Source organism: Corticibacter populi (assembly GCF_004217315.1).
In the GTDB taxonomy this organism is placed as follows: domain Bacteria; phylum Pseudomonadota; class Gammaproteobacteria; order Burkholderiales; family Burkholderiaceae_C; genus Lampropedia; species Lampropedia populi.
In genome coordinates this window covers 403,475-426,955 of the sequence record NZ_SGWR01000004.1, presented here as the reverse complement: position 1 = coordinate 426,955, position 23,481 = coordinate 403,475, and the positions used below count along the sequence as shown (strand labels likewise).

21 protein-coding genes are annotated in these 23,481 nt (G+C 64.8%); 6 read left to right on the top strand and 15 right to left on the bottom strand.

Annotated features, from left to right (window positions below):
- Positions 1 to 27 precede the first annotated feature (27 nt).
- The 7 genes from EV687_RS16065 to EV687_RS16035 form a co-directional block, all read right to left on the bottom strand.
- Positions 28 to 1,188, bottom strand: coding sequence for an FAD-dependent monooxygenase (locus EV687_RS16065; RefSeq protein ID WP_122229178.1), 1,161 nt, complete (start codon positions 1,186 to 1,188; stop codon positions 28 to 30).
- Positions 1,189 to 1,375: 187 nt separating this feature from the next.
- Entirely contained in the window at positions 1,376 to 2,176 is an 801-nt protein-coding gene (locus tag EV687_RS16060) for an ABC transporter ATP-binding protein (protein WP_122229180.1), read from the bottom strand.
- Positions 2,173 to 2,958, bottom strand: coding sequence for an ABC transporter ATP-binding protein (locus EV687_RS16055; protein WP_122229845.1), 786 nt, complete (start codon positions 2,956 to 2,958; stop codon positions 2,173 to 2,175). The genes EV687_RS16060 and EV687_RS16055 overlap by 4 nt, the downstream gene beginning before the upstream one ends.
- Positions 2,959 to 2,960: 2 nt before the next feature.
- Positions 2,961 to 4,895 (bottom strand): ABC transporter permease, encoded by a 1,935-nt coding sequence (locus tag EV687_RS16050; RefSeq protein ID WP_122229182.1) that lies wholly within the window; start codon positions 4,893 to 4,895, stop codon positions 2,961 to 2,963.
- A 114-nt stretch (positions 4,896 to 5,009) separates the two neighbouring features.
- The gene (locus EV687_RS16045) at positions 5,010 to 6,161 is read right to left on the bottom strand and encodes an ABC transporter substrate-binding protein (RefSeq protein WP_122229847.1); all 1,152 of its coding nucleotides are present in this window, start codon (positions 6,159 to 6,161) and stop codon (positions 5,010 to 5,012) included.
- 360 nt (positions 6,162 to 6,521) lie between these two features.
- Positions 6,522 to 6,974 carry a MarR family winged helix-turn-helix transcriptional regulator gene (locus tag EV687_RS16040; RefSeq protein ID WP_122229184.1) on the bottom strand — a complete coding sequence of 151 codons (453 nt, stop codon included), beginning with the start codon at positions 6,972 to 6,974 and terminating at the stop codon, positions 6,522 to 6,524.
- A 109-nt stretch (positions 6,975 to 7,083) separates the two neighbouring features.
- On the bottom strand, positions 7,084 to 9,387 hold the full coding sequence (locus EV687_RS16035; RefSeq protein WP_423201102.1) for a xanthine dehydrogenase family protein molybdopterin-binding subunit: 2,304 nt from the start codon (positions 9,385 to 9,387) through the stop codon (positions 7,084 to 7,086).
- 420 nt (positions 9,388 to 9,807) lie between these two features.
- Between EV687_RS16035 and EV687_RS16030 the strand changes: the two genes are divergently transcribed.
- The 4 genes from EV687_RS16030 to EV687_RS16015 are packed head-to-tail and all read left to right on the top strand — an operon-like array spanning position 9,808 to position 15,495.
- Positions 9,808 to 10,329, top strand: a complete 522-nt coding sequence (locus EV687_RS16030; protein ID WP_122229186.1) for a (2Fe-2S)-binding protein — start codon at positions 9,808 to 9,810, stop codon at positions 10,327 to 10,329.
- Positions 10,329 to 13,463, top strand: a complete 3,135-nt coding sequence (locus tag EV687_RS16025) for a c-type cytochrome (RefSeq protein WP_122229188.1) — start codon at positions 10,329 to 10,331, stop codon at positions 13,461 to 13,463. Before EV687_RS16030 ends, EV687_RS16025 begins: the two co-directional genes overlap by 1 nt.
- Positions 13,464 to 13,486: 23 nt before the next feature.
- The gene (locus EV687_RS16020) at positions 13,487 to 14,113 is read left to right on the top strand and encodes a nucleotidyltransferase family protein (protein WP_242612677.1); all 627 of its coding nucleotides are present in this window, start codon (positions 13,487 to 13,489) and stop codon (positions 14,111 to 14,113) included.
- 59 nt (positions 14,114 to 14,172) lie between these two features.
- Positions 14,173 to 15,495, top strand: a complete 1,323-nt coding sequence (locus EV687_RS16015; protein ID WP_122229189.1) for an XdhC family protein — start codon at positions 14,173 to 14,175, stop codon at positions 15,493 to 15,495.
- On the opposite strand, the gene EV687_RS16010 is transcribed toward EV687_RS16015, so the two are convergent.
- From EV687_RS16010 to EV687_RS15980, 7 genes are all read right to left on the bottom strand, one after another.
- Entirely contained in the window at positions 15,496 to 15,963 is a 468-nt protein-coding gene (locus EV687_RS16010; protein ID WP_122229191.1) for a hypothetical protein, read from the bottom strand.
- A gap of 150 nt (positions 15,964 to 16,113) precedes the next feature.
- On the bottom strand, positions 16,114 to 17,346 hold the full coding sequence (locus tag EV687_RS16005; protein ID WP_122229193.1) for a type II toxin-antitoxin system HipA family toxin: 1,233 nt from the start codon (positions 17,344 to 17,346) through the stop codon (positions 16,114 to 16,116).
- The gene (locus EV687_RS16000) at positions 17,346 to 17,762 is read right to left on the bottom strand and encodes a helix-turn-helix domain-containing protein (RefSeq protein ID WP_122229195.1); all 417 of its coding nucleotides are present in this window, start codon (positions 17,760 to 17,762) and stop codon (positions 17,346 to 17,348) included. The genes EV687_RS16005 and EV687_RS16000 overlap by 1 nt, the downstream gene beginning before the upstream one ends.
- 254 nt (positions 17,763 to 18,016) lie before the next feature.
- The gene (locus tag EV687_RS15995; RefSeq protein WP_122229197.1) at positions 18,017 to 18,574 is read right to left on the bottom strand and encodes a flavin reductase family protein; all 558 of its coding nucleotides are present in this window, start codon (positions 18,572 to 18,574) and stop codon (positions 18,017 to 18,019) included.
- A gap of 66 nt (positions 18,575 to 18,640) precedes the next feature.
- Positions 18,641 to 19,498 carry an SDR family oxidoreductase gene (locus EV687_RS15990; protein WP_122229199.1) on the bottom strand — a complete coding sequence of 286 codons (858 nt, stop codon included), beginning with the start codon at positions 19,496 to 19,498 and terminating at the stop codon, positions 18,641 to 18,643.
- Positions 19,499 to 19,535: 37 nt separating this feature from the next.
- Complete coding sequence (locus EV687_RS15985) at positions 19,536 to 20,303, bottom strand: SDR family NAD(P)-dependent oxidoreductase (RefSeq protein WP_122229201.1); 768 nt, start codon at positions 20,301 to 20,303, stop codon at positions 19,536 to 19,538.
- Positions 20,304 to 20,335: 32 nt separating this feature from the next.
- Positions 20,336 to 21,079 (bottom strand): SDR family oxidoreductase, encoded by a 744-nt coding sequence (locus EV687_RS15980; RefSeq protein WP_122229203.1) that lies wholly within the window; start codon positions 21,077 to 21,079, stop codon positions 20,336 to 20,338.
- A 235-nt stretch (positions 21,080 to 21,314) separates the two neighbouring features.
- On the opposite strand from EV687_RS15980, the gene EV687_RS15975 reads away from it, so the two are divergent.
- Complete coding sequence (locus EV687_RS15975; protein ID WP_122229205.1) at positions 21,315 to 22,223, top strand: AraC family transcriptional regulator; 909 nt, start codon at positions 21,315 to 21,317, stop codon at positions 22,221 to 22,223.
- A 73-nt stretch (positions 22,224 to 22,296) separates the two neighbouring features.
- Complete coding sequence (locus tag EV687_RS15970; RefSeq protein ID WP_122229206.1) at positions 22,297 to 22,707, top strand: barstar family protein; 411 nt, start codon at positions 22,297 to 22,299, stop codon at positions 22,705 to 22,707.
- Positions 22,708 to 22,762: 55 nt separating this feature from the next.
- Here EV687_RS15970 and EV687_RS15965 read toward each other — a convergent pair whose 3' ends face one another.
- Positions 22,763 to 23,386: a TetR/AcrR family transcriptional regulator gene (locus tag EV687_RS15965; protein ID WP_162846603.1), complete on the bottom strand. Its 624-nt coding sequence runs from the start codon at positions 23,384 to 23,386 to the stop codon at positions 22,763 to 22,765.
- Between the last annotated feature and the right edge of the window lie 95 nt (positions 23,387 to 23,481).

The following is a 23,481-nucleotide window of genomic DNA, read 5'->3' as shown; positions in this document are numbered from 1 at the left end:
CAGAACACCCGGGCTGGCGCGAACAGATCACGCCACGCTGTCTTGCAGTGGCGCGTGCACCGGGTCATAGGCATACACCCATGCCGGATCTTCGGGCTGCTTCAGCCAGGTGTTGGCATTGGAGATGGTCTGCACCTTGGTGGCGCGTTCGCGCCGCGTTGCTTCGTAAATGCCAAAAGCAGTGCGGTAGTCGCCGGTGCCGGTTTGCTGCAAGGCGCGCGTGAGGATCATGGCGTCTTCGATCGCCATGCAGGCCCCTTGCGCCATGTGCGGGCGCATCGGGTGGCAGGCATCGCCCAGCAAACAGAGACGGCCGCGGCTCCACAGACTCAGGACATCCCGGTTCCAAAATGGCCACTTCGTCACTTCCGTCGTGGCATCGATCAGGCCGCGCACCATCGGGTGGGCATCGTCGCCGAAGATCGCCTCCATCTCCTCCTTGGAGCTTTCCACGAAGCCCGTATCGTGCTCCCAGCCCCCTTCGACCGGCACGCCCGTGACGTAGTAGTACTCACTGCCGTCGGCCTTGGTGGCATAGGCCATGATGTGACGCGACTTCTCCCACCACCATTTGACGCAGCGCTCGTACTCCATGCCGCCGGCGCGCAGCTTGTTCATGTCGATCAGCGCGCGATGGCCCACCCAACCGGAGAAACGCGGCTTCTCGGGCCCCAACAGCTTCTCGCGGATCATCGAGTTGATGCCGTCGGCCCCGACCACCAGCCGCGCCGCAACCTGTTTGCCGTTGGCAAAGCTCAGCAGCACGTCGTCCTCGCGCTCCTGCAGGTCCGTGAGGCGGTAGTCGAAGTGCACGGTCTCGGGCTCCAGCGCTCCGATTTGTTCGGCATGCATGTCGCCACGGTGGATGGTGATGTAGGGCGCGCCGTACTCTTTGACCGCAAAGTCCCCCAGCTTGATCTTCGACAGGTAGTCGCCGGTGCGGCCATCGCGTGAATACCAGTGGCTGGGGTGCGCACCGATGTGCGCCAAGCGGTCTTCCAGGCCGATTTCACGGAAGATCTTCATGACGTTCGGGCCGATGTGAATGCCGGCGCCAAGACGGGTGAATTCCGGTGCCTGCTCGAAGCAGTGCACGGCAAATCCTGCTTTGTTCAACAGTGCGGCAGCAGCAGCGCCGCCGAGGCCGGCGCCGATGACGGCAATGTCGATGTGGGTGATATCACTCATGGTGTGGTCCTTCTGGGGTTTTCGGGATGCATTGCGAAAGTTGTGCATATTGTTCGTGTACTAATGATTTAGATCAAGGCATCCAGCAATCAGATTGCACGGGGAAAACCATTAGTACACAAACAAATATTGCGGAGTTTCGGCTCATGCGGTGGCCATCTGCCACCAAGCATGGCGGCGAACAGTTTCAGACTGTCAGGTAGGCCCTGCGCACCTCCTCGTTGGCGGCCAGCTCGGCCATCGTGCCTTCGTACTTGAGCTGGCCTTTTTCCAGCACATAGGCGCGGTCGGAGACGAGCTCGGCGAAGTGCACGTTCTGCTCGGACAGCAGGATGCTGGTGCCCCTGGCCTTGAGCGCCAGGATCATGTGCGCCATCTGCTCGACGATGACCGGCGCCACGCCTTCGGAGGGCTCGTCCAACAGCACCAGGAAGGGGTTGCCCATCAAGGTGCGCGCCACGGTCAGCATCTGCTGCTCGCCGCCGCTCATCTGGCCACCTGGCCGCTGCTGCATCGCGCCCAGGTTGGGAAACAGTTGGTAGAGCGCCGTCGGCGTCCAGGTCAATGCTTCGCTGCCGTCGGGCCACAGGCGGGCGGGCTGGCGCCCCACTTCCAGGTTTTCGGTGACGGTCAGGTCGGTGAAGACGCGCCGGTCCTCCGGCACGAAGCCCAGGCCCATGCGCGCGACCTCGAACGGCGCTTTCTCGGTGATGTCCTGGCCAAGGAACTTGACGCGCCCCTTGCGCCGGGCCATCAGGCCCATGATGGCTTTGAGCGTGGTGGACTTGCCGGCGCCATTGCGCCCCATCAGCGCGACCACCTCGCCGCGCCGCACCTGCAGCCCGACGTCGAACAGGATGTGCGCGGCGCCATACCAGGCGTTCAGGTCGGAGACTTCCAGCAGCGTCTGCGTGCCCGGTGTGGCAGCGCCGATCGGCTCGATAACGGCGGCGGTTTCTCCCGCTGAGGGAGTGATGACTGTGCTCATACGGTGGCCTCCTGTGGCGCTTGCGGATGTTTCTCGAAGGTCTTGCCGCTGCCGAAATAGACTTCCTGCACCTTGGGATGGTTGCGGATTTCCTCGGCCGAGCCCTCGGCGATCAGCCGCCCGCGTGCCAGTACGATCATCCGGTCGGCATAGGCGAACACCACGTCCATGCTGTGCTCGGTGAACAGCACGGCCATCTTGCGGTCGATCACCAGTTGCTTGGTCAGCGCCATCAGCGCATTGCGCTCCTTGGGGGCCATGCCGGCGGTGGGCTCGTCCATCAGCAGCAGCTTCGGGTTGTTGGCCAGGCCCATGGCCAGCTCGACCCGCTTGACGTCGCCATAGGCCAGCTCGCTGCAGGGCCTGTCGGCCTGTGCGCGCATGCCAACCTGCTCCAGCAACTCCAGCGCCTGCGGGCGGAACTGCGAGGCGGCGCTGCGCCAGAAGGTGTAGATGCGCCCCTCGTGCGACAGCAAGGCCATCTGCACGTTCTCCACCACGGTCAGCGAGCTGAAGGTGGCGGCGATCTGGAAGGTTCGCCCGACCCCCATGCGCCAGATGTCGCGCGGCTTCATGCCCACCAGCTCGTGGCCGGCCAGCTTGACCGAGCCGGCGCTGGCGACCAGTTGGCCGCCCACCATGTTGAAGGTGGTCGACTTGCCGGCGCCGTTGGGGCCGATCAGCGCCAGCAGCTCGCCTTCGTGCAGGTCGAAGTGGATGTCGTCAACCGCGCGCACGCCGCCAAAAGACTTGCTCAGCCCGCGCACTTGCAAAAGAGGGATGCTCATGCCTGGTTCTCCTGTTGTGCCGTGGCGCTGCGCGTGCTGCGGCGGTGCGACCACCAGTCGGCCACCTGCCTGGCGAAACCGGCAATGCCTTGCGGGAACGCGATCACCAGCAGCAGGATCACGCCGCCGAACAGCGCCCGCCAGTACTCGGTGGCGCGCATGATGTAGTCCTGCAGCACATTGAACGTGGCGGCGCCGACGATCGGGCCCATCAGCGTCTGAATGCCGCCGAGCAACACCATCACCAGGCCATCGACCGACTTGCCGACCGCCATCGCATCGGGCGAGATGCTGCCTTTGGAGAACACATACAGCGCGCCGGCCAGGCCGCCGAACACGCCGGCGATCACGAAGGCCACCCACTGCACCCGCTTGACGTCGATGCCGATCGCATCGGCGCGCAGCGCCGAATCCCGCCCGGCCCGCAGCGCAAAGCCGAACGGCGCGAACAGAATGCGGCGCAGCACCACCACGGAAAGCACCACCAGCGTCAGCGTCAGGTAGAAATAGGCGGTGCCCGAGAGCCAGCTGCTGGGCCACACGCCGATCAGGCCGTTGGAGCCGCCGGTGAAGTCATCCCACTGGAACACGATGGACCAGACGATCTGCGAAAACGCCAGCGTCAGCATCGCCAGGTACACGCCCGAGAGCCGCACGCAGAACCAGCCGAACAGCAGCGCCCCCAGCCCTGCCACCAGCGGCGCCAGCGCCAGCGCCAGCGGCATGGGCATCAGCGCCGCCTTCAGCAGGATCGCCGCGCCATAGGCGCCCAGCCCGTAGTAGGCCGCATGGCCGAAGGAGTGCATGCCGCCCGGCCCCATGATGAAGTGCAGGCTGACGGCAAACAGCACGGCGACCAGCACATCCTGCGCCAGCACGGTGGCGTAGGGGAACCAGTCCGCCAGCATCGGCAGGCTCGCCAGCATTGCCACCACGCCCATGGCCAGCAGCTTGAACTGCGGCGAGCCCGGGCGCAGCGGCGCCTCGATCGGGGCCGAATTGCGGCTGGTGCCCTGCGGGCGCCCCATCAGGCCCCAAGGGCGGAACACCAGCACCAGCGCCATCACCAGGAACTCGACCACCAGCGTGAGCTTGGAGAACGAGACCTCGATGCCCAGGAGCTGCACATTGCCCAGGCCGATGCAGATCGCCTTGATCTCGGCGATCAGCAGCGCGGCCACGTAGGCCCCGGGGATCGAGCCCATGCCGCCAACCACGACCACCACGAAGGCCTCGCCGATGGCTTTCAGATCGAGCATCAGGCTGGCCGGCTCGCGCGGCAGCTGGATGGCGCCGCCCAGGCCCGCCAGCATGGCGCCCAGGGCGAACACGCCGGTGAACAGCCAGGCCTGGTTGACGCCCAGCGCGCCCAGCATCTCGCGGTCCTGCGTCGCGGCGCGCACCAGCACGCCCCAGCGGGTGCGCGTCAGCAGCAGCCACAGCAAGCCCAGCACCACCGGGCCCACCACGATCAGGAACAGGTTGTAGGTCGGGTAGGCGCGGCCGAACAGGTCGACGGAACCAGCCAGTCCTGGCGCGCGCCGGCCCAGCAACTCCTCCGGCCCCCACAGCCACAGCACGGCGTCATTGACCACCAGTACCAGCGCAAACGTGGCCAGCAGCTGGAACAGCTCGGGCGCCTTGTAGATGCGCCGCAACAGAATCACTTCCACCAGCGCGCCTACCGCGCCCACCAGCAGCGCGGCCAGCGCCAGACTCGACCAGAAGCCGATGACGGCGGTCGAGCCGATGCCCAGCCGCTCGACCAGCGAATAGGCGATGTAGATGCCCAGCATGAAGAACGAGCCGTGGGCGAAGTTGACGATGCGCGTGACACCGAAGATCAGCGACAGCCCGGCGGCCACCAGGAACAGCGAGGAGGCTTCGGCAAGGCCATTGAGCAGTTGCGCCAGAAAACCAGATAGGTCCATGGGAATCTCGATTGCTAGATGCGCTGCGAGGAACTCGAACGCTTGGGATGTGTTCCACCCCGCTGCCGGCCACTGCGATAAGCGGCACGCGGCAGCGGTCAGCAGCGCAATGGCTTACCTGGCGGGACGCAGCTTGGCCACTTCTTCATCAGAAGGCAGCAGCTTCTCGCCGGGTACGTAATAGAAATCCTCCATCACGCCCTTGCCATCCTTGAGTGCCACGCGGCCCACGTAGGTGCCCATGGTCGACTGGTGGTCCAGCGCGCGGTACTCGATCACGCCGTCCGGTGTCGGCACCTGCAGGCCGGAGAAGGCCTTGGTCATCGACTCGGTGTCGGTCTTGCCGCCGGCGCGCTTGACGCCTTCGACGATGGATTTGATGGTGGTGTAGCCCACCACCGAGCCCAGGCGCAGATTGCCATTGCCGAACTTGGCCTGGTAGGCCTGCACGAAGGCCTTGTGCTCGGGCGTATCGATGGCGTACCAGGGGTAGCCGGTGACGATCCAGCCGACGGGCGCTTCGTCGCGCAGCGGCTCCAGATACTCGGGCTCACCGCTCAGCACGCTGACCACCGGCACGTCCTTGAAGGTGCCGCGCGTGGCGCTCTCGCGCACCAGCTTGGCCAGGTCGGCACCGAACAGCGCGTTGAACACCGCATCGGGCTTGGCATCGGCAATCGCCTGCACCACACTGCCAGCATCGACCTTGCCCAGCGGCGGCGCCTGCTCGGTGACGAACTCCACGTCCGGCTGGGCCTGCTTGAGCAGACGCTTGAAGGTCTCGGCCGCCGACTGGCCATACTCGTAGTTCGGGTAGATGACCGCCCAGCGCTTCTTGTTCAGCTTGACCGCTTCCGGCACCAGCGAGGCCGCCAGCATGTAGGTCGAGGTGCGCAGGCGGTAGGTGTAAGGGTTGCCATCGCCCCAGGTGATCTTGTCGGTCAGTGCCTCGCTGGCGAGGAAGAACACCTGCTTTTGCTTGGCGTAATCGGTCATCGCCAGACCCACGTGCGAGAGGAAAGTGCCAGCCAGGATGTCGACCTTTTCGCGCGAGAGCAACTCCTCGGCCTGGCGCACGGCCTCACCCGGATTGGCGTTGTCGTCGCGGATGACCAGCTCGAACTTCTTGCCGTCCACGCCCCCCGCGGCATTGGCCTCTTCCAGCGCCAGCGCCATGCCCTGCTTGTAGGCGTCGAGGAAAACGGGCTGCGCCTTGTAGCTGTTGATCTCGCCGATCTTGATGGTGCCTTGCGCTGCCGCCACCATGGTGAAGGCAGCGGCGCCTGCGGCCGTTGCCCAGCGAACCGTGCGCAGGCACCGGGGAATGAAGTGTGGGCTCATGATCTCTCCTGAAAGCGGTTAAAGCAGACCCTGCTGCCATGGCTGAAAGCACACATTCAAATGTGTACGCTTGAACTACTCCAGCAATAACCGTTCCAGCTTTTTCAGAGGCAGTGCCCGTACTTCACGCACTCAAGTGGCGAAAAAACCGTGATATTTCGTTTATTTTTACAAAAATTTGACCCATATCAATGCATGCGGAACCAATCTGGTGCGTTCAGCAGCATGTGTGCCGCACACCGGACAACAATGCTCAATTAGAGTGTATGCACTCCAATTGGGCCATCAGCCCGCGTCATCCCCGGCAATCATCTTCTGCAGCAGGAAAAGCAGGGCCAGCCGTTCCGCAGGGTTGAGACATCCAAAGGTGCGCTCCGAGATCAGGTGCCCGAATGGCACCATTTCTTCCACCATCCGGGCGCCGGAGGCCGTCAGTTGAACGACCACCTTGCGCCGATCCTCCCGGTCATGCTCGACCGCCACCAGTTCCCGCGCGCGCAAACGCTCGATCACGCCGCGGATGGTGGCCTGGTCGATCACCGTGGTCCGGACGATCTCCGCAATCGAACTGCCACCATGGTCCCTGAGTGCGCACAGTACGACGAACTGGATGGCGGTCAGGTGCGAATCGGGAATGTGCTGCTGAAACACCGTGGTATGGCGCTGGTAGGCCCGCCGCAGCAAATGCCCGACCTGGGCGGTGAAGTCATAGGGCTCGGGCTTTTGCTTGTCTGTCATGTCGAGGTGAGATAGAGATGCGGCAATTCGCTGCCGCGTGATGGTTCGGCCAGTGCTTCCCGCCCCTCGGGAGACGGGCGTCTGATTGGCCATATCCGGATGCCATCGCTCAGATGGCCGCGCAGCTTGCTGCCTCGGCCTGCTCCGCCTGCGCCCTGAGCGCCTTCAGAACCACGTCGGGCGTGAACGGCGGGGCGCGAAAGCGCAAGCCGGTTGCATCGAACAGCGCGTTGGCAATGGCGGCGGCAGAAGGCACTGACGCAGATTCGCCGGCACCCATCGGCGGCTGGTCCTGCCGGTCCATCAGCACCAGATCGATCTCGGGCAGGTCGCAAAACCCCAGGATGGGATACGCTCCCCACTCCCGGCTGGCAACGCCTGTTTCGTCGAAGGCCACCCGCTCGAGCAACACGCGGCTGAGGGACTGCACGATATTGCCATGGATCTGGTGCCTGACCCCGCTGGGGTTGACCACCATGCCCGTGTCCTGGCCGTAGGTCACGCGCTCGACCCGGATCTTGCCGGTCCTCGGGTCGACCGTCAGATCGGCGACCCAGGCACCCCAGGCCGCGCCAAAGCCTGGAAACTTGCTGTGGATATAGCGCGCATAGGCTATTCCCCGGCCGTGCAGCAGCCCATCATCGCCTGCTTCGCCCCGGCTGCCAGTGGCCCCTGCAACCCATCCCGCGCGGCGCGCCGTCGCCTGCAGCAATTCAATGGCCCGCAGGTCATCCAGATGCCGCAGACGAAACGCCAGCCGGTCAGCCCCTGCGGCCTCGCACAGCTCATCGACCATGCTGTCGTGCGCAAAGGAGTTGGGCAGCGCAGACACCCCTCGCAGCCACGAGGAGCGCACGATGGGCGGCGTGTCGTGGCACAAGGTGGTCAGGTGCGGGTAGCGGTAAGGCGGTACTGCCGTGCGGTCGCCCATCTCCAGCGCCCTGGGTTCGGCGGGGATCCTTCCGGTCAGCAACAGGGCCAGCAGCGGCGCATCGTTGGAGGGATAGCGAATCGCGATATCGTAGGCCAGCAATTGGCCTGCATGGTCGATGGCGCCCACCGTCTCCATCAACTGCGCCGTGCCCTTGGGCTCCCACAGGTGCTCCTGGGCCCGCGTCAGCTGCACGCGCACCGGCGCGCCCACTGCGCGGGAGAGGATGGCCGCGTCGGCGCAGACATCGTCGGCACAGTTGCGGCCGTAGCACCCGGAGGCCTCCATGCGCACGATCTCGATGTGCTGCTCGCCCACTTCCAGCAGGCGATCCAGGTCGGTGCGCAGCATGTGCGGGTTCTGCGTGCCCGACCAGACCGTCAGCCGCCCATCCTGCCAGGCCGCCACGGCGCACGAAGGCCCGATGGAGCCATGCATCTGGTAGGGCCAGACGTAGGTGTTGCGCAACACCTTCGCCGCACCGGGCAGCGCAGCTTGCACATCGCCCACCTGCAGCAAGGGCCTCGGCGTGGACGGATGCGCGCGCAGGGCCTGCGCCAGATCCGACAGATCCGGCGCGGACGGCGGCGGTGCCCAGCGCACCTTCAGGGCCCGCATGGCCGCCTCGGCCTGCTCTTCGCGATCGGCAACCACGCCGACGAAATCGCCATCCACCACCACCTGCACATGGCCCGGCAAAGCCGCCACGGAGCCGGCGTCCACCTCCAGCAGGCTGCGTCCGACGAAGCCGCCGCTGTCGCGCCCATGGTAGGGCGGGCGCACCACACGCCCATGGCGCATGCCCGGCACGCGCACGTCGTGCACGAAGGTCAGCCGCCCGGTGGCCTTGGCAGGGATATCCACCCGCGCCGCAGCCTGCCCAACGATCCGGTACGCACTGCTGGGCTTGAGGGGGACCTCGTCCGCCAGATACAGCACGTCCTTGCGGCCGCGCAGCAGTTCGCCGTACGACAGGCGGCGCCCGTGCTGCGCGTCGATGACGGCATCCTCCCGGGCCTGCAAACCATCGCGGCTGCACCCCCAGTGCTGCGCGGCCAGGCCGATCAGGTGCTCACGCGCCTGCGCCGCCGCCCGCCGCAGCGGCACGGCCGATATCTGGATACTGGCACTGGCAATGGTGGGCCCCTGGTTGGGCGTGCCCTCGGTATGGCCAAGCACCATCATGAGGCGCCGCACATCGGTTTCCAGTTCTTCGGCCACGATCTGGGCCAAAGCGGTGCGGATGCCGGTACCCAGATCCACGTGGCCGTTGAAGGCACACACCCGGCCATCGTCCAGCACCGCGATGAAGATGTCGGGAACATCCGGCACATAGTCGGACGCGGAGCCCGGCTGCCCCGGCGCGGGTTTCGCCACCCCCGTGGGGTTGCGGACGATCAGCAAGGCGCCACTCCTGGCCAGCAATGCGTCTCGCAAGGCGCGTGGCTCCACAGGCATGGACAGCAGCGCAGCTTCGGTCATACGGTTTTCCTCCTGGCGACGCATCGTTGGGAATGGCAATGGTGAACACATGATGGCGGGACGCCACGGGCCCTGCGCCCGACCCCACCTGCTTGTAGCAAAAGGCCTGCCACCACGGCTCGCCTCGCATGCCACATAACGCGCATGCATCATAAATAGGAAATACCGCACGCAGACCATCTGGGTTCTATAGGTATTTTTCCTTATAAAACAATGATCGATCGATCCACCCGCGTCAATGCCTTGTGCGAAGATCAAGCGTAGACACTTTAATTGGCACCAACCTGGAACAGTTCATGCTTGCATGCCATTCCATCTTCTTGAGGGGTGGACCTGCCTGCTTCAGGTGATCGGCGCGAATGTGCAAGATTCCTGGAGCCCGGCCGGCCTGCCCCGGTACTTTTGACGGGATCTTGAGACATGGATAGTACGCTCGCACCGGCAGATCACCTGGACATGCACGTCAACGGTCGCCTCGCGACCGTGCCGGCCTCTGCCGGCATGACATTGCTGCAGGCCCTGCGCAACGATTGCGCGCTCAACGGACCGAAGTATGGATGCGGGCTGGGCGAGTGCGGTGCCTGCACCGTGCTGATCGATGGGGTGGCCGCCAGGGCCTGCGTCATCCCGGTCGCCGCGGCACACGGGCGGGCCATCACCACGCTGGAAGGACTGGGCTCCGAAACCGCGCCCGGCCCTACCCAGCAGGCGTTCATCGAATGCGAAGCCGCGCAGTGCGGCTACTGCCTCAACGGCATGGTCATGACGGTGGAGGCATTGATCCGGCGCAAGCCCGATCCCTCCGAGCAGGAGATTCGCCGGGAACTCCATCACAACCTGTGCCGGTGTGGAACCCATGTCGAGATCCTGCAGGCCGCACGGCGTGCGGCGGTGCTGCACCGGATGGCAGGCCAGGTCCTCGATGCGAAGGACCCGGTCTGATGTCGGACCCCTCTCCCCCCACGGCGCCGCAGACGCTCCCATCGGTCCCTGGCGACGCGCTGCACGGCGCGGTGGCCCGTCCGCCAACGCTTGCCTGGAACGGCCAGCAATACCGGGGCGCCACACTGGCGGATGTGCGCCACCCAACCATGCAGGACCTGCCGGGCATCGTCTCGGTGGTGCGCCATGCGCATTTCGTCGGCGTGGTCGCGGTGTCAGCCCGCCATGCGCGGCAGGGCATCGATTCACTGGTGCTCTCCTGGCAGCCTGAACGACTCCGCGCCAGCCACAGCCAGGCGTCCATGGCCGGCGACGCCTATCGCTGGTCGCCGTCCGTCTTCGGCACCATCCAGGAAGAAGCGGTGGCCTGGTGCACGGGCCATCAGGTGACGGTCTGGCTACCATTCGCATTGCAGCCCGCATATGGCGCGATGGTGACCGCCGAACTGGCGGCGTTGCTGCGGGTGCCACCAAGCTGTGTCACGCTGGTCGCCATCGCTGCTTCCGCGGCACCTGGCCGGCCGGTACCAACCGTTCTGGAAGTGCTGGATGCCGCCGCGGATGCCGCACTGCTCTCCGCAACGGTGCGCAGGCCCGTGCGTGTTCCGTTGCGGCGCGCCGATGCCCCGCACACCCTGGCGCTGCAGGCGCACGGGCTCAGCGACGGAACACCGCCACGCCCCACGCTCCACGCTGCCACTTCGCCAACGCCACAAGCGCCACAAACACCGCAGAACGCCCAGGGCCAGTCGCGCCCCCCCGCAATGCCCGGATCCGGTCCGCACGCCACGCAGGGCTGGCAAGGCTGGCAGGCCAACACGGTCTGGGCGGTCCGGCCCAGCCTGGCACGCCTGTGTGCACAGCCGCACCAGGCCCATGCCCTGCCTTATCCAGCCGTTCATGCGTGTCACCGCATCCCATCGCACGAGGGCGCGGCGCCGCTCAGCCATGCCGGGCCCGAGGAACTGAACGCCGCGCTGGTCTTTGCGCAGGAAAGCGAAGCCGACGAACGAGCGCGCGGGGAAGGCATGGACCCGCTGGCCTGGCGCCTGGCCAACACCCCGGAAGGGCCCGGCAGGGCGCTCATCCGGCAAGTCGCCGCGCAGGCCCACTGGTATGCGCATGAGGGCGAACGCACCGCAGAGCCGGAGCCGGCGCAGCCCTTGCAAGAGGATGGTCTTCTGCATGGCCGCGGCTTCGCCGCCGCCGGTATGGACCACCCGTGCGGGTTGCAGGAATGGTCGGCCTGGGTGGTTGAAGTCGCCATCGATCCGGGCAATGGACAGGTGGACATCGAGCGCGTGGTGGTCGGGCACGATGCCGGATCACTGGATGCCGCTCATGCGACGATCGAATCGGATGACGACCAGTATCTGGCCATTGCCCAGGATCTGGTGCAGGAACCCCGGACATTCGACGATTGGGAGCCATCGGCCGACCTGCCGGTCACGACAACCACTGCTGGCACGCTGCGCACAGCATCCGACCCGAAAGCCTTGGTCTCGTCCTTGCAAGCGACGACGCTGCGCACGGGTAGCATCGTCACCTGGCCGGCCGCCGCGGCGATCGCCAACGCCATCTACGATGCCAGCGGCGTGCGCATGCGCACCGCCCCGTTCAATGCCGAGGACTTGCGCGCGGCGCTGGGCGCCCCGCCCAAAGGCACCCAGCGCGGCAAGCTGCTCAAACGTGGCTCGGCGTGGCTGGCGGCCGGCTGTGCCGTGGTCGCCGGCGCTGCCGTGACCGCCTGGCCGGCCAAGCCCGCCATCGCCCCCATCGACGCGCCCGACCTGTCGATCTTCTCCACCGAGGCCATCGAGCGAGGGCGCCTGGTGGCTGCCGCCGGCGATTGCATCGTCTGCCACACTGCGCCGGGCGGCGCACCCAATGCCGGCGGGTTGGCGCTGGAAACCCCGTTTGGCGTCATCTACACCACCAACATCACGCCCGACAAGGAAACCGGCATCGGCCGCTGGTCCTACACCGCGTTCGAACGCGCCATGCGCGAAGGCGTGCACCGCGATGGGCGGCAGCTGTATCCCGCCTTCCCGTACACGGCCTTCGCGAAGATGAGCGACGCCGACATCCAGGCCCTCTACGGATACCTGATGTCGCAGGAGCCGGTGCACTCCACGCCGCCCGAGACCAGGCTGGCCTTCCCCTACAACCTGCGGCCCACGCTGGCGGGCTGGAACCTGCTGTTCCACGACAACACGGTCTACCAACCCGTGCCCGAGAAAAGCCTGGAATGGAACCGCGGCGCCTATCTGGTGCAAGGCGCCGGCCATTGCGCCGCCTGCCATTCGCCGCGCAATGCGCTGGGGGCCGAGAAATCCGGCCTGCGGAACTATCTGGCAGGCGGTGAAGCAGAGGGCTGGGAAGCGCCCGCGCTGAACCGGTTGGCCAGCGGCCCGGTGCCATGGACCGCCGAGGATTTGTTCCAATACCTGCGCACCGGCCACTCGGCCCGCCATGGCGTGGCCGCCGGGCCGATGGCGCCGGTCATCCACGGCCTGGCCGAGATCCCCGAAAGCGACGTGCGCGCCATCGCCACCTACCTGATGGATCTGCCGGGTCAACAGACCACCTCCACCACGGCACCCACTGCAACGGCAACTGCAACAGCCACCACACCGCTGCCTGCCCTGCAGCCAGACGCGGCAGACGCGGCAATCCCCCACATGGCCGACTCTGCGCTCCGGCTGACGGATTGGTTCGTGGAGGGCGAGCGCATCTACCAGGCCGCCTGTGCCGCCTGCCACGGCGCGGACAGCGGCCCGACCTTGTTTGGCGTCAAGCCGCTGATGGGCACCAACACCAACATCCATGCTAGCGCGCCGGACAACCTGATCCAGGTCATCCTGCAAGGCATTCAGGCTCCTGCGGATGCCGAACTCGGATACATGCCAGGGTTCAAGGAACACCTGAGCGACGCCCAGGTCGAGAGCCTGGTGCGGTATTTGCGTGCGGAATTTGCACCGGACCAGCCAACGTGGAGCGCCGCCTTGCCGAAGGACATTGCCCGCATCCGGACACAGGGCGAGCATGCGGCGACGCTGCATGCGCAGCCACCCCAGTCGGCCTCCATAACCCCAACGCCCGAAACAGCCCAAACAGCCGAAGCGCCCCATTGATGGTTGGACGGCAATGAACGCCCATGCAGATCCTTGACGAACCCCATCCAGTTCCCATTCCGGCAAGCCCTGTGCAGGACCAGGGCATGGTGCATGTCATCGTCGTGGCGGGTGGTGCAGCGCGGCGCTTCCAGGCCTCGGGCGGCGCCGGCAACAAGCTCGACGCGTGGCTGGCTGGTCGCCCGGTGCTGCAGCACGTGCTGGATGCAGCCCGGGCGAGCGGCCTGCCGGTGGTACTGGTACGCCCGCCCGGGGGCAGCCCAGGCCTGGGCGACTCGATCGCCCAAGGCGTCGCCCAATGCCGCCACGCAGCGGGTTGGCTGGTGGTGCTGGGCGACATGCCCCTGGTGTCGGCCTCGCTGATCGTTGAGGTAGCCACGTGCCTGGTGCATAGACGCACCGACGTGGTCGTGCCCGTCTGCGCCGGCCGCCGCGGCCATCCGGTGGGCTTTCCTGCGCACTGCCGCGACGATCTGCTGCGCCTGACAGGGGACGTGGGCGCGCGCGCATTGGTGCGGCAGGCCGAACGGCAAGGCAGGCTGCACGCGCTGGCCGTAGCAGACGCCGCCATCCACCAGGACGTGGACACCGTCACCGACCTGGCGCGGCTGGAAGGCCTGCTTACCGGCAGCGGCCACAGCGATGAATAGCAATGGATAGCGATGCGAAGCAACAAACGGCGCCAAGCCACTTGAACCGAGGTTGAACCATGCTGGAGAACCATGAACTGCATATCCTGCGCCAGTTGCACCACTGGCGCAGCGCCGGCCAGCGCGCCGTGCTGGTGACCGTGGTGCACACCTGGGGCTCCTCGCCACGCCCGCCCGGGTCGTTGATGGCGCTGTGCGAGGATGGCCACGTGGCCGGCTCGGTCTCCGGTGGCTGTGTCGAACAGGACCTGCTGGAGCGGCACATCCGCGATGCCGGGCCCGATGCGTTGTGGAACGCCTGCACGCCCCGGCTGCTGACCTATGGCCTCTCCAGCGAAGAGGCGCACCGCCTGGGCCTGCCCTGCGGCGGCACGCTGCAGATGCTGCTTGAGCCCAATCCCGACATCGACCTGCTTTCCCAGGCCATCGAACGCCTGGAACGCGGCGCGTTGGTGCAGCGGACGGTGGACATTGACAGTGGAGCCGTGCAGCTTCACCCGGTCGACCACCCCTTGCCGCTGCGCTTCGATGGCAAGATCGTGGCGGTCCCGCTCGGGCCGGCCTGGCGCCTGCTGATCATTGGCGCGGGAGACATCGCCGCGTATGTCGCCAACATGGCGCTGTTCAATGGCTTCATGGTGACCGTGTGCGACCCCCGCCATGCCATGCTGGACGGCTTGGACCCCAACCAGGTGGTACTTTCCAACAGCATGCCGGACGACGCCGTGCGCGCCTTCCAGCCGGATGGCCGCAGCGTGGTGATCGCCCTGACGCACGACCCCAAGCTCGACGACCTGGCACTGCTGGAAGCGCTGTACAGCCCGGCGTTCTACGTGGGAGCCATTGGCTCCAAGGCCAATGCGCAAAAACGCCATCATCGCATGACGGAGCATCTGGGCGTCGAGCCGCAAACCATGGACCGTCTGCACAGCCCGATCGGCCTGCCCATCGGCAGCAAGACCCCACCCGAAATCGCCGTGTCCATCATGGCGGAAGTGCTGGCGGCGCGCAGCCTGGTGCGCCAGCAAGCCCAAGCGCAAGAAGCCACCGCGCCGGCGGACGTGCGGGCTTTTCCCATACCGCCATCGCGGACGGCGCCATCAGCCCCGCAGTTCTATCAGCGCGCAGCCATCACCGAGGTGGATTCCGTGATCGATGCCATTGGCGCCCAATGCCCCATCCCGATTCTGCGGGCCAAGCGCGCGCTCAATGCGATGCGGCACGGCGACAAGCTGCTGGTGCTGGCCACCGATTCGCGCTCCGCGCAGGATTTCGGTCTGTTCGCCGCACAAACCGGCAACACCATCACCCAGCATTTCGAGGACTCGTCAGGAGTGCATCACTTCTTCCTGACCAAGGGACATGGGCGCGCCACCGCGTAGTCAAAGCCCCCAAGGGCCAGGGCGCCCGCCCGTCAGGGCAAGGCGATTTGACTCGGTGCTCCTGGCGCGGCGCCAAGCGCCAAACCACTCGATCATCAACAGCTCACGCAAGTCCGCGTGATTAAAGGATTTTGCTGTGATCGAGATGAGCCTCTTACCGTAGCCTTTACCGTCAAGAACGCACATCCTTTGCTGGCGCGGGATGCGGGGCGATTTGCGGTTTAGGTTGGCGACATCATCAACCAACTTCATCATACCGAGAAAACTGACGGTCATCAGGTTTTTTGGTGGGTAAACGATGATCTGTGACTGGGTTGGAGAGACCATCGTAATCCCGGCAAAACCGAGTGCTTTGACGATGCGTGGCTCGCTTGGCACGACCAGTGAGATCTCTAATGTAGCCCCTCCGCTGCGAACCATCCAGCTCAGCTGCCCCGGCGTTCCGCAGGCAAGAGCCGCATCAGCCATGCTGCCAAAATTTGGATCTGGCGACAAACCGGCACCTCATGTCGTCACCGACGACACATCAACCCAAACATGTTCCTGTTTTCAGGAAATAGCGACATGACGGCCAGAACGTGTACCCACTCCACCAAAATCGCCATCAAGTCCCTTCCCCTACACAACGAACGCGGGCTCAAAGTCGAGCACGTCCGTACTACGCATGCCCAATCCCTTGGCCACGACGCGCCAGCCCTCCACCGCCTGGGCAACCTCGCCCCAGATCTCTGCCGCCTGTTCCTCGTCAAGTCTGAAATAAGGCGCTCCGTCCATCAGTAAAGCTTGACTGTCGATGACACCGGAATCTTCCGTGAGCCACGTTTTGCTTTCGCGGCGATCACCCGGCATCGGGTTGAGGTCAAAGGCTGGTGCGAGACGCCATCCATGGTTGCGTGCGTCGTACAGGAAACCGGTATTGCGCAGGTGATCGTCGGTGTTGCAGATCAGGAAATTGAAGACCAGCCGACGCCACAGTTCATGGATGTCTTCAATCGGGCTGGCGCCTACCTGCAGCAGCATGTCCACCAGCTCCGTGTACGCATGCGTCGCATCACGGCCATCGGGCCGCAGCATCGTCGCGGCCGACATGTAGGGAATGCGGCCAGCATCGTCGGTGCGATCAAACCGACGAATGATGGCAACCGCCGTGCCGTTGATCAATTCCACACGTGCCGACGCCACCTTGATACCAGCCTTGGCTGCTAGATGCATGGCCAGAACCTCGCCACGAATGACGTCGCGCCGGTCCGCCTGGCTGGGAAACTTGCCCAGAGCCAAACGACCGTCCGTATCCCGAACCGTGGATTTAGGCCGCGCCCCGCCCAGCGAAGTACCTTGCCCGAGCAGATATTGCAGATCCTGCGCGCTTTCTGTTCCAGCCTCCAACGCACGCGCAGCCTGCACAACCTTGTCCAGTTCTACCAACGGCGGTACATGCCTGTGCTGTCCACCAGAGCGCAAATAGACCTTGGTTTGGGGATCGAACAGGCGCAGTGCGCCGACTCTGGCTTCGTCGTCCACCCACATCACAAAGTCGACGGGTTCCAGCGCTGGCGTCAGGCGATCTTCCTGGCGCAGCTTCGCATGGGCGCGCCGGATCACGCGTTCGCCCCATGAATCCGGCGCAGTATCTTCCAGGGCGTGAAAGAACACCTGCTCGGGGTGTTGAACGCCCAGCACGGGGTCCAGATCAGGAGACAGCGAGAAGAACCGAGGATTGCGCAGCCATTGTTCGTCATAGCTGAACGCGCTGCGTTTACCGCTACCCAAGTGCAACCGCCCTACGACCTGGCCGCTGGCACCGAGATGCACTTCGAGGTCGGCACGCCTGGAGGATTTGCTCGTTGCCATCAGAAGCCCTCCAGTTCATCGGTGCCGGCATGGGGGCCACCTTCACTGGCCGCTGCGGGCTGACGAGCCTGCCGCTTGCTTCTGGAGGAAGTCCTCACCCTTTGCGGCAACTGCTCTCGCACCAGCTCCATGCCCAACACGTCGTTTTCCATGGCCATCATCTTGAGCACCGCATCCAGGCGGCCTAGCACCTGCAAGGCGCGCAGGAAGGTATGCAGGGCGGTGCCGGGATAGCCCTCCTCCATGCGTCTGACGGTACTTAGCGACGTGCCGATGCGCTGAGCCAGGTCTTCCTGGCTCAGTCGGCGCATGCGACGTGCCGTAGAGATGTCCTGCCCCAGACGACGAAGCGCGCGCTCAACCGGCTGCGGCAATGCGACCTGTGCGCCGGAGCGTTTTTGCACAGAGGATGGCATGGAATTTACCTATCAAATATGAAGTTATTTTACAATTAATCATCCATATTTGAACAAAATCATTGTTGCCAGTCAACTCACGGCCGGGCTTACCGCCCGCTCTCTTACAGGTCCGAGCAAAGCATCAAGCACTTCCATCCACGATGAATGCCGGCACCGGCGAGCGACCAGTTGGAGGGCTGTACCTACCCTGGCCTGGATCGGCCCGTCACATAGGCGATGCTGGCCTGTCGCCGCCTGAGTGGTCTGGGACGTCAGCGCATCAAGTAGCGCCACTTGGTCATGCGCTCGCCCAAGTCGAGCGTGTTTCCATCGACGCTGAAACGGCCGTCGCCCTGGTGATGGATCAACCGCGTTTCCTTGCGCGCAGTGTCGATCCAGATGCGCTGGACCTCCAGCACCCACAGGTTGTAGCGGCGTGTCCAGTCATCGTCGACGACACGGCATTCCAGGTTGGCCCAGCACTCGCGCACCAGCGGTGCATCCACCGCGTGTGCTTGCGCGGGCGTCAGACCGAAATGCGCGAACTTGTCGAGTGCATCGCCCGAGCAGTTGCCGATGTCCACCACCGTCTCGGCCAGATCCACCGTCGGCACCGCCAGCACGCATTCGCCCGTCTCCGACAGCGCCCGGTGGCTATGGTCCCAGGGGCCGATGACCGCACCGACCAAGGGTGGATCGTGCTGCATCATCATGTGAAAACCCATCGTCATCAGGTTGGCGCGACCATCGACTCCGCGCGTGGCGACCAGCACGATGGGACCGGATTCGAGGATGCGGTAGGCCTTTTCAGCGGGCAACTCATTGAGCATGGTGTGATCTCCTGATGCACCGGAGAGGCACGCAGCACCCAGCCGCGCGCCCGCCCTCGTGCGATATTACTCGGCGAAATCCGTGGCATCGGATGCGCCGCGCCAGGCTTGAAGATCCTTGCGCACTGCCTGCATCTTCTGCTCGGCCAGCGTGTTGGCGATCTTGCCCGCGAACAGGTGCACCGGCGGCTCGGCAACGGTTGCGGCTTGCAGGATCAGCGTGGCCACTTTTTCTGGGTCGCCTGCCTGCTTGCCGTCCAGGCCGTTCAAGTGCAGATCCAGCGAGGCCTGCGCCTCGGTGTAGTCAGCGATCGAACGCTTGGCCACCACCAGTGTGTCCTTGGACAGGAAACCAGTGCGCACCGGGCCGGGATAGACCACGGTGGCCTTGATACCCAGCTCGGCCAGTTCGGCGGCCAAGGTCTCGGTCAGGCCAGCGATGGCGAACTTGGAGGCCACGTAGCTGCCCCAGCCCGCATAGCCGCCCTGGAAGCCGACGATGGACGCCACGTTGAACACGTGCCCGCCGCGCTGGGCGCGCAGATGCGGCAACGCATGGCGCAGCACGTGCAGCGGCGCGAACACGTTGACGTCGAAGTTGCGGCGCAGCTCGGCATCGCTCAGCGCCTCGATGGTGCCCTGCTGGCCATAGCCGGCGTTGTTGACCACGCAGTCCATGCGGCCGAAGGTGGCGACGGTCTTGTCAATGGCGGCCTGAACGCTGGTTTCTTTGACCAGATCCACTTCCAACGGCAGCAACTGCTTGTCGCTGTCACCAAAGGCCTGTTGCAGGCTGGCCAGCGTGCGCGAGGTGGCTGCCACGGCATCGCCCCGCGCGAGCGCCTGGCGGGCCAGAGACAGGCCGATGCCGCGTGCTGCACCCGTGATGAACCAGACCTTGGAAGGATGGGCTTGTTGTTGCATGGATGAAAACTCCTGTGAGGTTGAAATATGGGTTGCGTTACTGAATGGCTACGCTCATGCCGCCGTCGGCCATGACCACCGCGCCAACGATGTAGCTGGCCTGGTCCGAGGCCAGGAAGGCTGCGACTTGCGCGATTTCCTCGGGACGCGCGGCGCGGCCGATGGGCGCCTTGCGTCCATGTTCGGCCAGGTAGGCCTGACCGTCGGACTGGATGGCATTGGTGATGTTGGTGACCGCATCGCCCGAGCCGACCGCGTTGACGCGGATGCCGTGGCTGATCGCTTCCAGCGCGAGGGTGCGAGTCAGTTGTGCCAGCGCGCCCTTGGACGCGGCGTAGGCAGCGATGCCGGCAAAGCTCTGGTAGCAAGCGTAGGAACCGATGTTGACGATGGCACCGCTGCCCGCCGCCATCATCGGACGCATGGCCGCCCGGGAGAACAGGAACGCTCCAGTGGCATTGACCGCCAGCACCTGGTTCCACTCCTCCAGGCTCATCTCGGCCACGGGCCGGTTGATGATGATGCCGGCGTTGTTGACCAGGATGTCCAGGCGGCCGAATTGCTCGATGGCTGTCTTCACGGCCAGCGCGGCGCTGGCCTCCTGCGCCACGTCGGCCACTACGGGCACCACGCCCTCGCGCGCCAGGGCGTTGACGTTGTCGCCACGACCGACTGCGACAATGCGCGCGCCTTGGCGATGCAGCAGCTCGACGGTTGCCAGGCCGATGCCGCTGGCGGCGCCGGTAACGATGGCTACGCGCCCGGCAAACGGCAGGGTTAGTGAGGAAATGTTGGCTTCTGACATGAAAACTCCTTGTGAATGAATAGATGTCAGGATCAATACGGACTGGCCGTGGGACGCACGATGAGCTCGCTCACGTCCACGTCATCGGGTTGCGCGATCGCGTAGGCGATGGCCTGCGCCACGGCCTGCGGCGGCAAGGCGATGCGGCGGAAGTCGCGCATGGCTGCACGTGTCGTCTCGTCGGTGATGTGGTCGGCCAGCTCGGACTCGACCACGCCGGGGCTGACCAGCGTGACGCGGATGGCATCGGTCTCCTGGCGCAGGCCATCGGAGATAGCGCGCACCGCGAACTTGCTGGCGCAATAGACCGCCGAAGACGGCCACACCTGATGGGCGCCGACCGAGGCGATATTGACGATGTGCCCCTGGCCTTGCGCCTGCATGATCGGCAGAACGGCAGCAATGCCGTGCAGTACGCCACGCACGTTGACGTCCAGCGTGCGGTTCCACTCGTCGATCTTGAGCGCGGCCAGCGGCGACAGCGGCATGACGCCGGCGTTGTTGACGAGGACGTCGATCCGTCCGTGCGCGGCATGGGCCTGGGAAACGATCGCTTGCAGATCCTCAGGGCGCGTGACGTCCAGTTGCACCGCCTCAACATGGCCGCCCTCGGCACGCAGTTCATCCTGCAGGGCGGTGAGCCGGTCCAGGCGGCGCGCGCCGATGTAAAGGTAGTGGCCCTGTCGCGCCAGATGGCGGGCCGTGGCCTCGCCAATGCCGCTGCTGGCACCGGTGAGCACGATGACCTTGGCGGTGACCGATGCGATGGATTGCATGATTTCTCCTTGTGCTTTCTTGGCCTGCGCAAGGGCAAGCCAAGGGGTTGCGAACAAGGTGAAATCGTAGAGACGAGGGCCTGGACGGACTAGGTCGATACCTCTTGCATCATTGCCCAATCCTATTTATGAAATACTTTTACAAGGCAATATGATGCAAAAATATAGCCATATCATCATCCCCGAAGGTAACGGCATGCCCCATGCGCAACCCGATATGTCACGGCAAGCGGAAATGGCCGAATTGATCCTGCAACTGGCCCCGCAGGAAGGCCATACCCGCTCGCTGCTCGACGGCGTGCGCCTGATGCGCGCCGACCGGCCATTGGGCCGCACACCTGTGCTGTACGAGCCGAGCATCGTCATCGTCTGCCAAGGCCACAAGCGCGGCTACCTAGCAGACCGGGTCTACCACTACGATCCTCAACACTATCTGGTGCTGTCGGTGCCGCTGCCGTTTTCCACCGAAACCGATGCCAGCCCCGACGAGCCCTTGCTGGCGGTGTCAGTACGTCTGGACATGACCGCTGTAGCCGACTTGGTCATCGAAGTCGATCAACAAGCCAGCGCCACGTCCACGGCGCCCGCTGGCATCGTCTCGACGCCCTTGGACGCCACACTGGCCGACACCACCGTGCGTCTGCTGCGCACCTTGCGCTCGCCACTGGAAGCGCGGGTGCTGGGCCCGGCCATCGTGCGGGAGTTGTGCTTCCGCGTGTTGCTTGGAGAACAAGGCGGCGCCATCCGCGCAGCCCTGGCCAGCCACGGCAACTTCGGCCGCATCGCACGCGTGCTGCGGCGCATCCACAACGACTACGCCCAGCCGCTGGACGTAGCCGCGCTGGCGCGCGAGGCGGGCCTGAGCGTGCCGGCCTTTCATGCGCATTTCAAGACTGTGGCTGCCACCTCGCCCATCCAGTACATCAAGTCGGTGCGGCTACACCAGGCACGGCTGATGATGATCCGCGACCATGTCACCGCCGCTGGCGCTGCGGTGCGCGTCGGCTACGAAAGCCCCTCGCAGTTCAACCGGGAGTTCAAGCGCCTGTTCGGCCGCAGCCCCGGCGAGGAGGTCCGCGAAATGCGCTCGGCATTTGCGCTGATGGAGCCCGCCCAGCTTGTGGAGGCCGCGGCGATGCATTGATGCGCGCTGGGCAATCCACCAACCTGCCGCAACTTCGAACCATAAGGCGGCTTCACTTTACAGCCACTGATGCATGACTCAAACGAACTCCCCCGAACACACACTGACAATCGACGGTGCCCGCATAGATAGCATCGCGGGCTTCTACGCTGAAATCAATCGCGTCTTCATGGCGCAGGAAGACTGGCAACTGGGCGCCAGCCTGGATGCCTTGAACGACATGCTCTACGGCGGGTATGGCGCAGCGCAAGGCAATGCGCCAGTGAGGCTGCGCTGGCTGAATGCCGAACACAGTCGCTCCAGACTCGATGTCGCCGCCACACGTGCCCACTACCTCGATAAATTGGCCCGCCCTGACACCTTCAACCACAAGCACTGGCTGGGAACACTGCATGCCTTGGAGGCCGGCCACGGCCCGACGTACTTTGAGCAAATCTGTCAGGTCATCGCGAGCCATCCCCGCTTCACGCTGGAACTGGCTTGAGCAGCAGTTGACAAGCAAATCGTCAGCAATCGCTGCATCGTCTTACGGCTGCTTGTCACGCTGTTTTTCGTGCCGATTGTGATGCCGCTTGCGCAAGACACTCATCCAGCAGGCCCGTGGCGTAAGCGATATCCGGTGACTTGGGCGTAAACAGAATGCGATAGATCACTGGCGCCACCACCTGATCGAGCAGTCTCTGCGAGTCGGGGGGCGAAGCGCCTTGCTCCACACCTCTGGCGATGATGCTGTCCAGGGTGCTGAGGATGCATTCTGTACATTGTCCCGCCCGCCCAGTATTGCCTAGCGCCAGCGCTTCGCGCAGCAAGTCACGGCCCGGCCCGGAGCCCATCTCGTCGACAAACTGCTCTAGCCATGTCGACAGATCCTTGCGCCAGTCGCCACTATCAGGCGGTAGCGCATCGGCCTGGAACTGGCGCACCGCCACATCGGCTAACAACGGTGCCACACCGCCCCAACGGCGGTAGATCGTCGAAGGCGTCACATTTGCCCGGGCGGCGATCATCGGCACGGTGATTTCAGCCGTGGGCTTTTCCTTCTTGAGCGACTCCACTGCCTCCAGCACGACCGCCTGTATACGTGCGGCACGGCCACCGGGACGACTGCCTACCAGCTGGGTCGCATCCGTCTGATTCTTCAAGGAAAGCCCTGCATCTTTCATGGTGTGTCCCGATAGCTGTCGCTTCAAAGCCAATCGCCACTAAAGCAAATAATTAGCTTTAGTGGTAGAGTACGTCTCAAAAGCAATATTTTAGC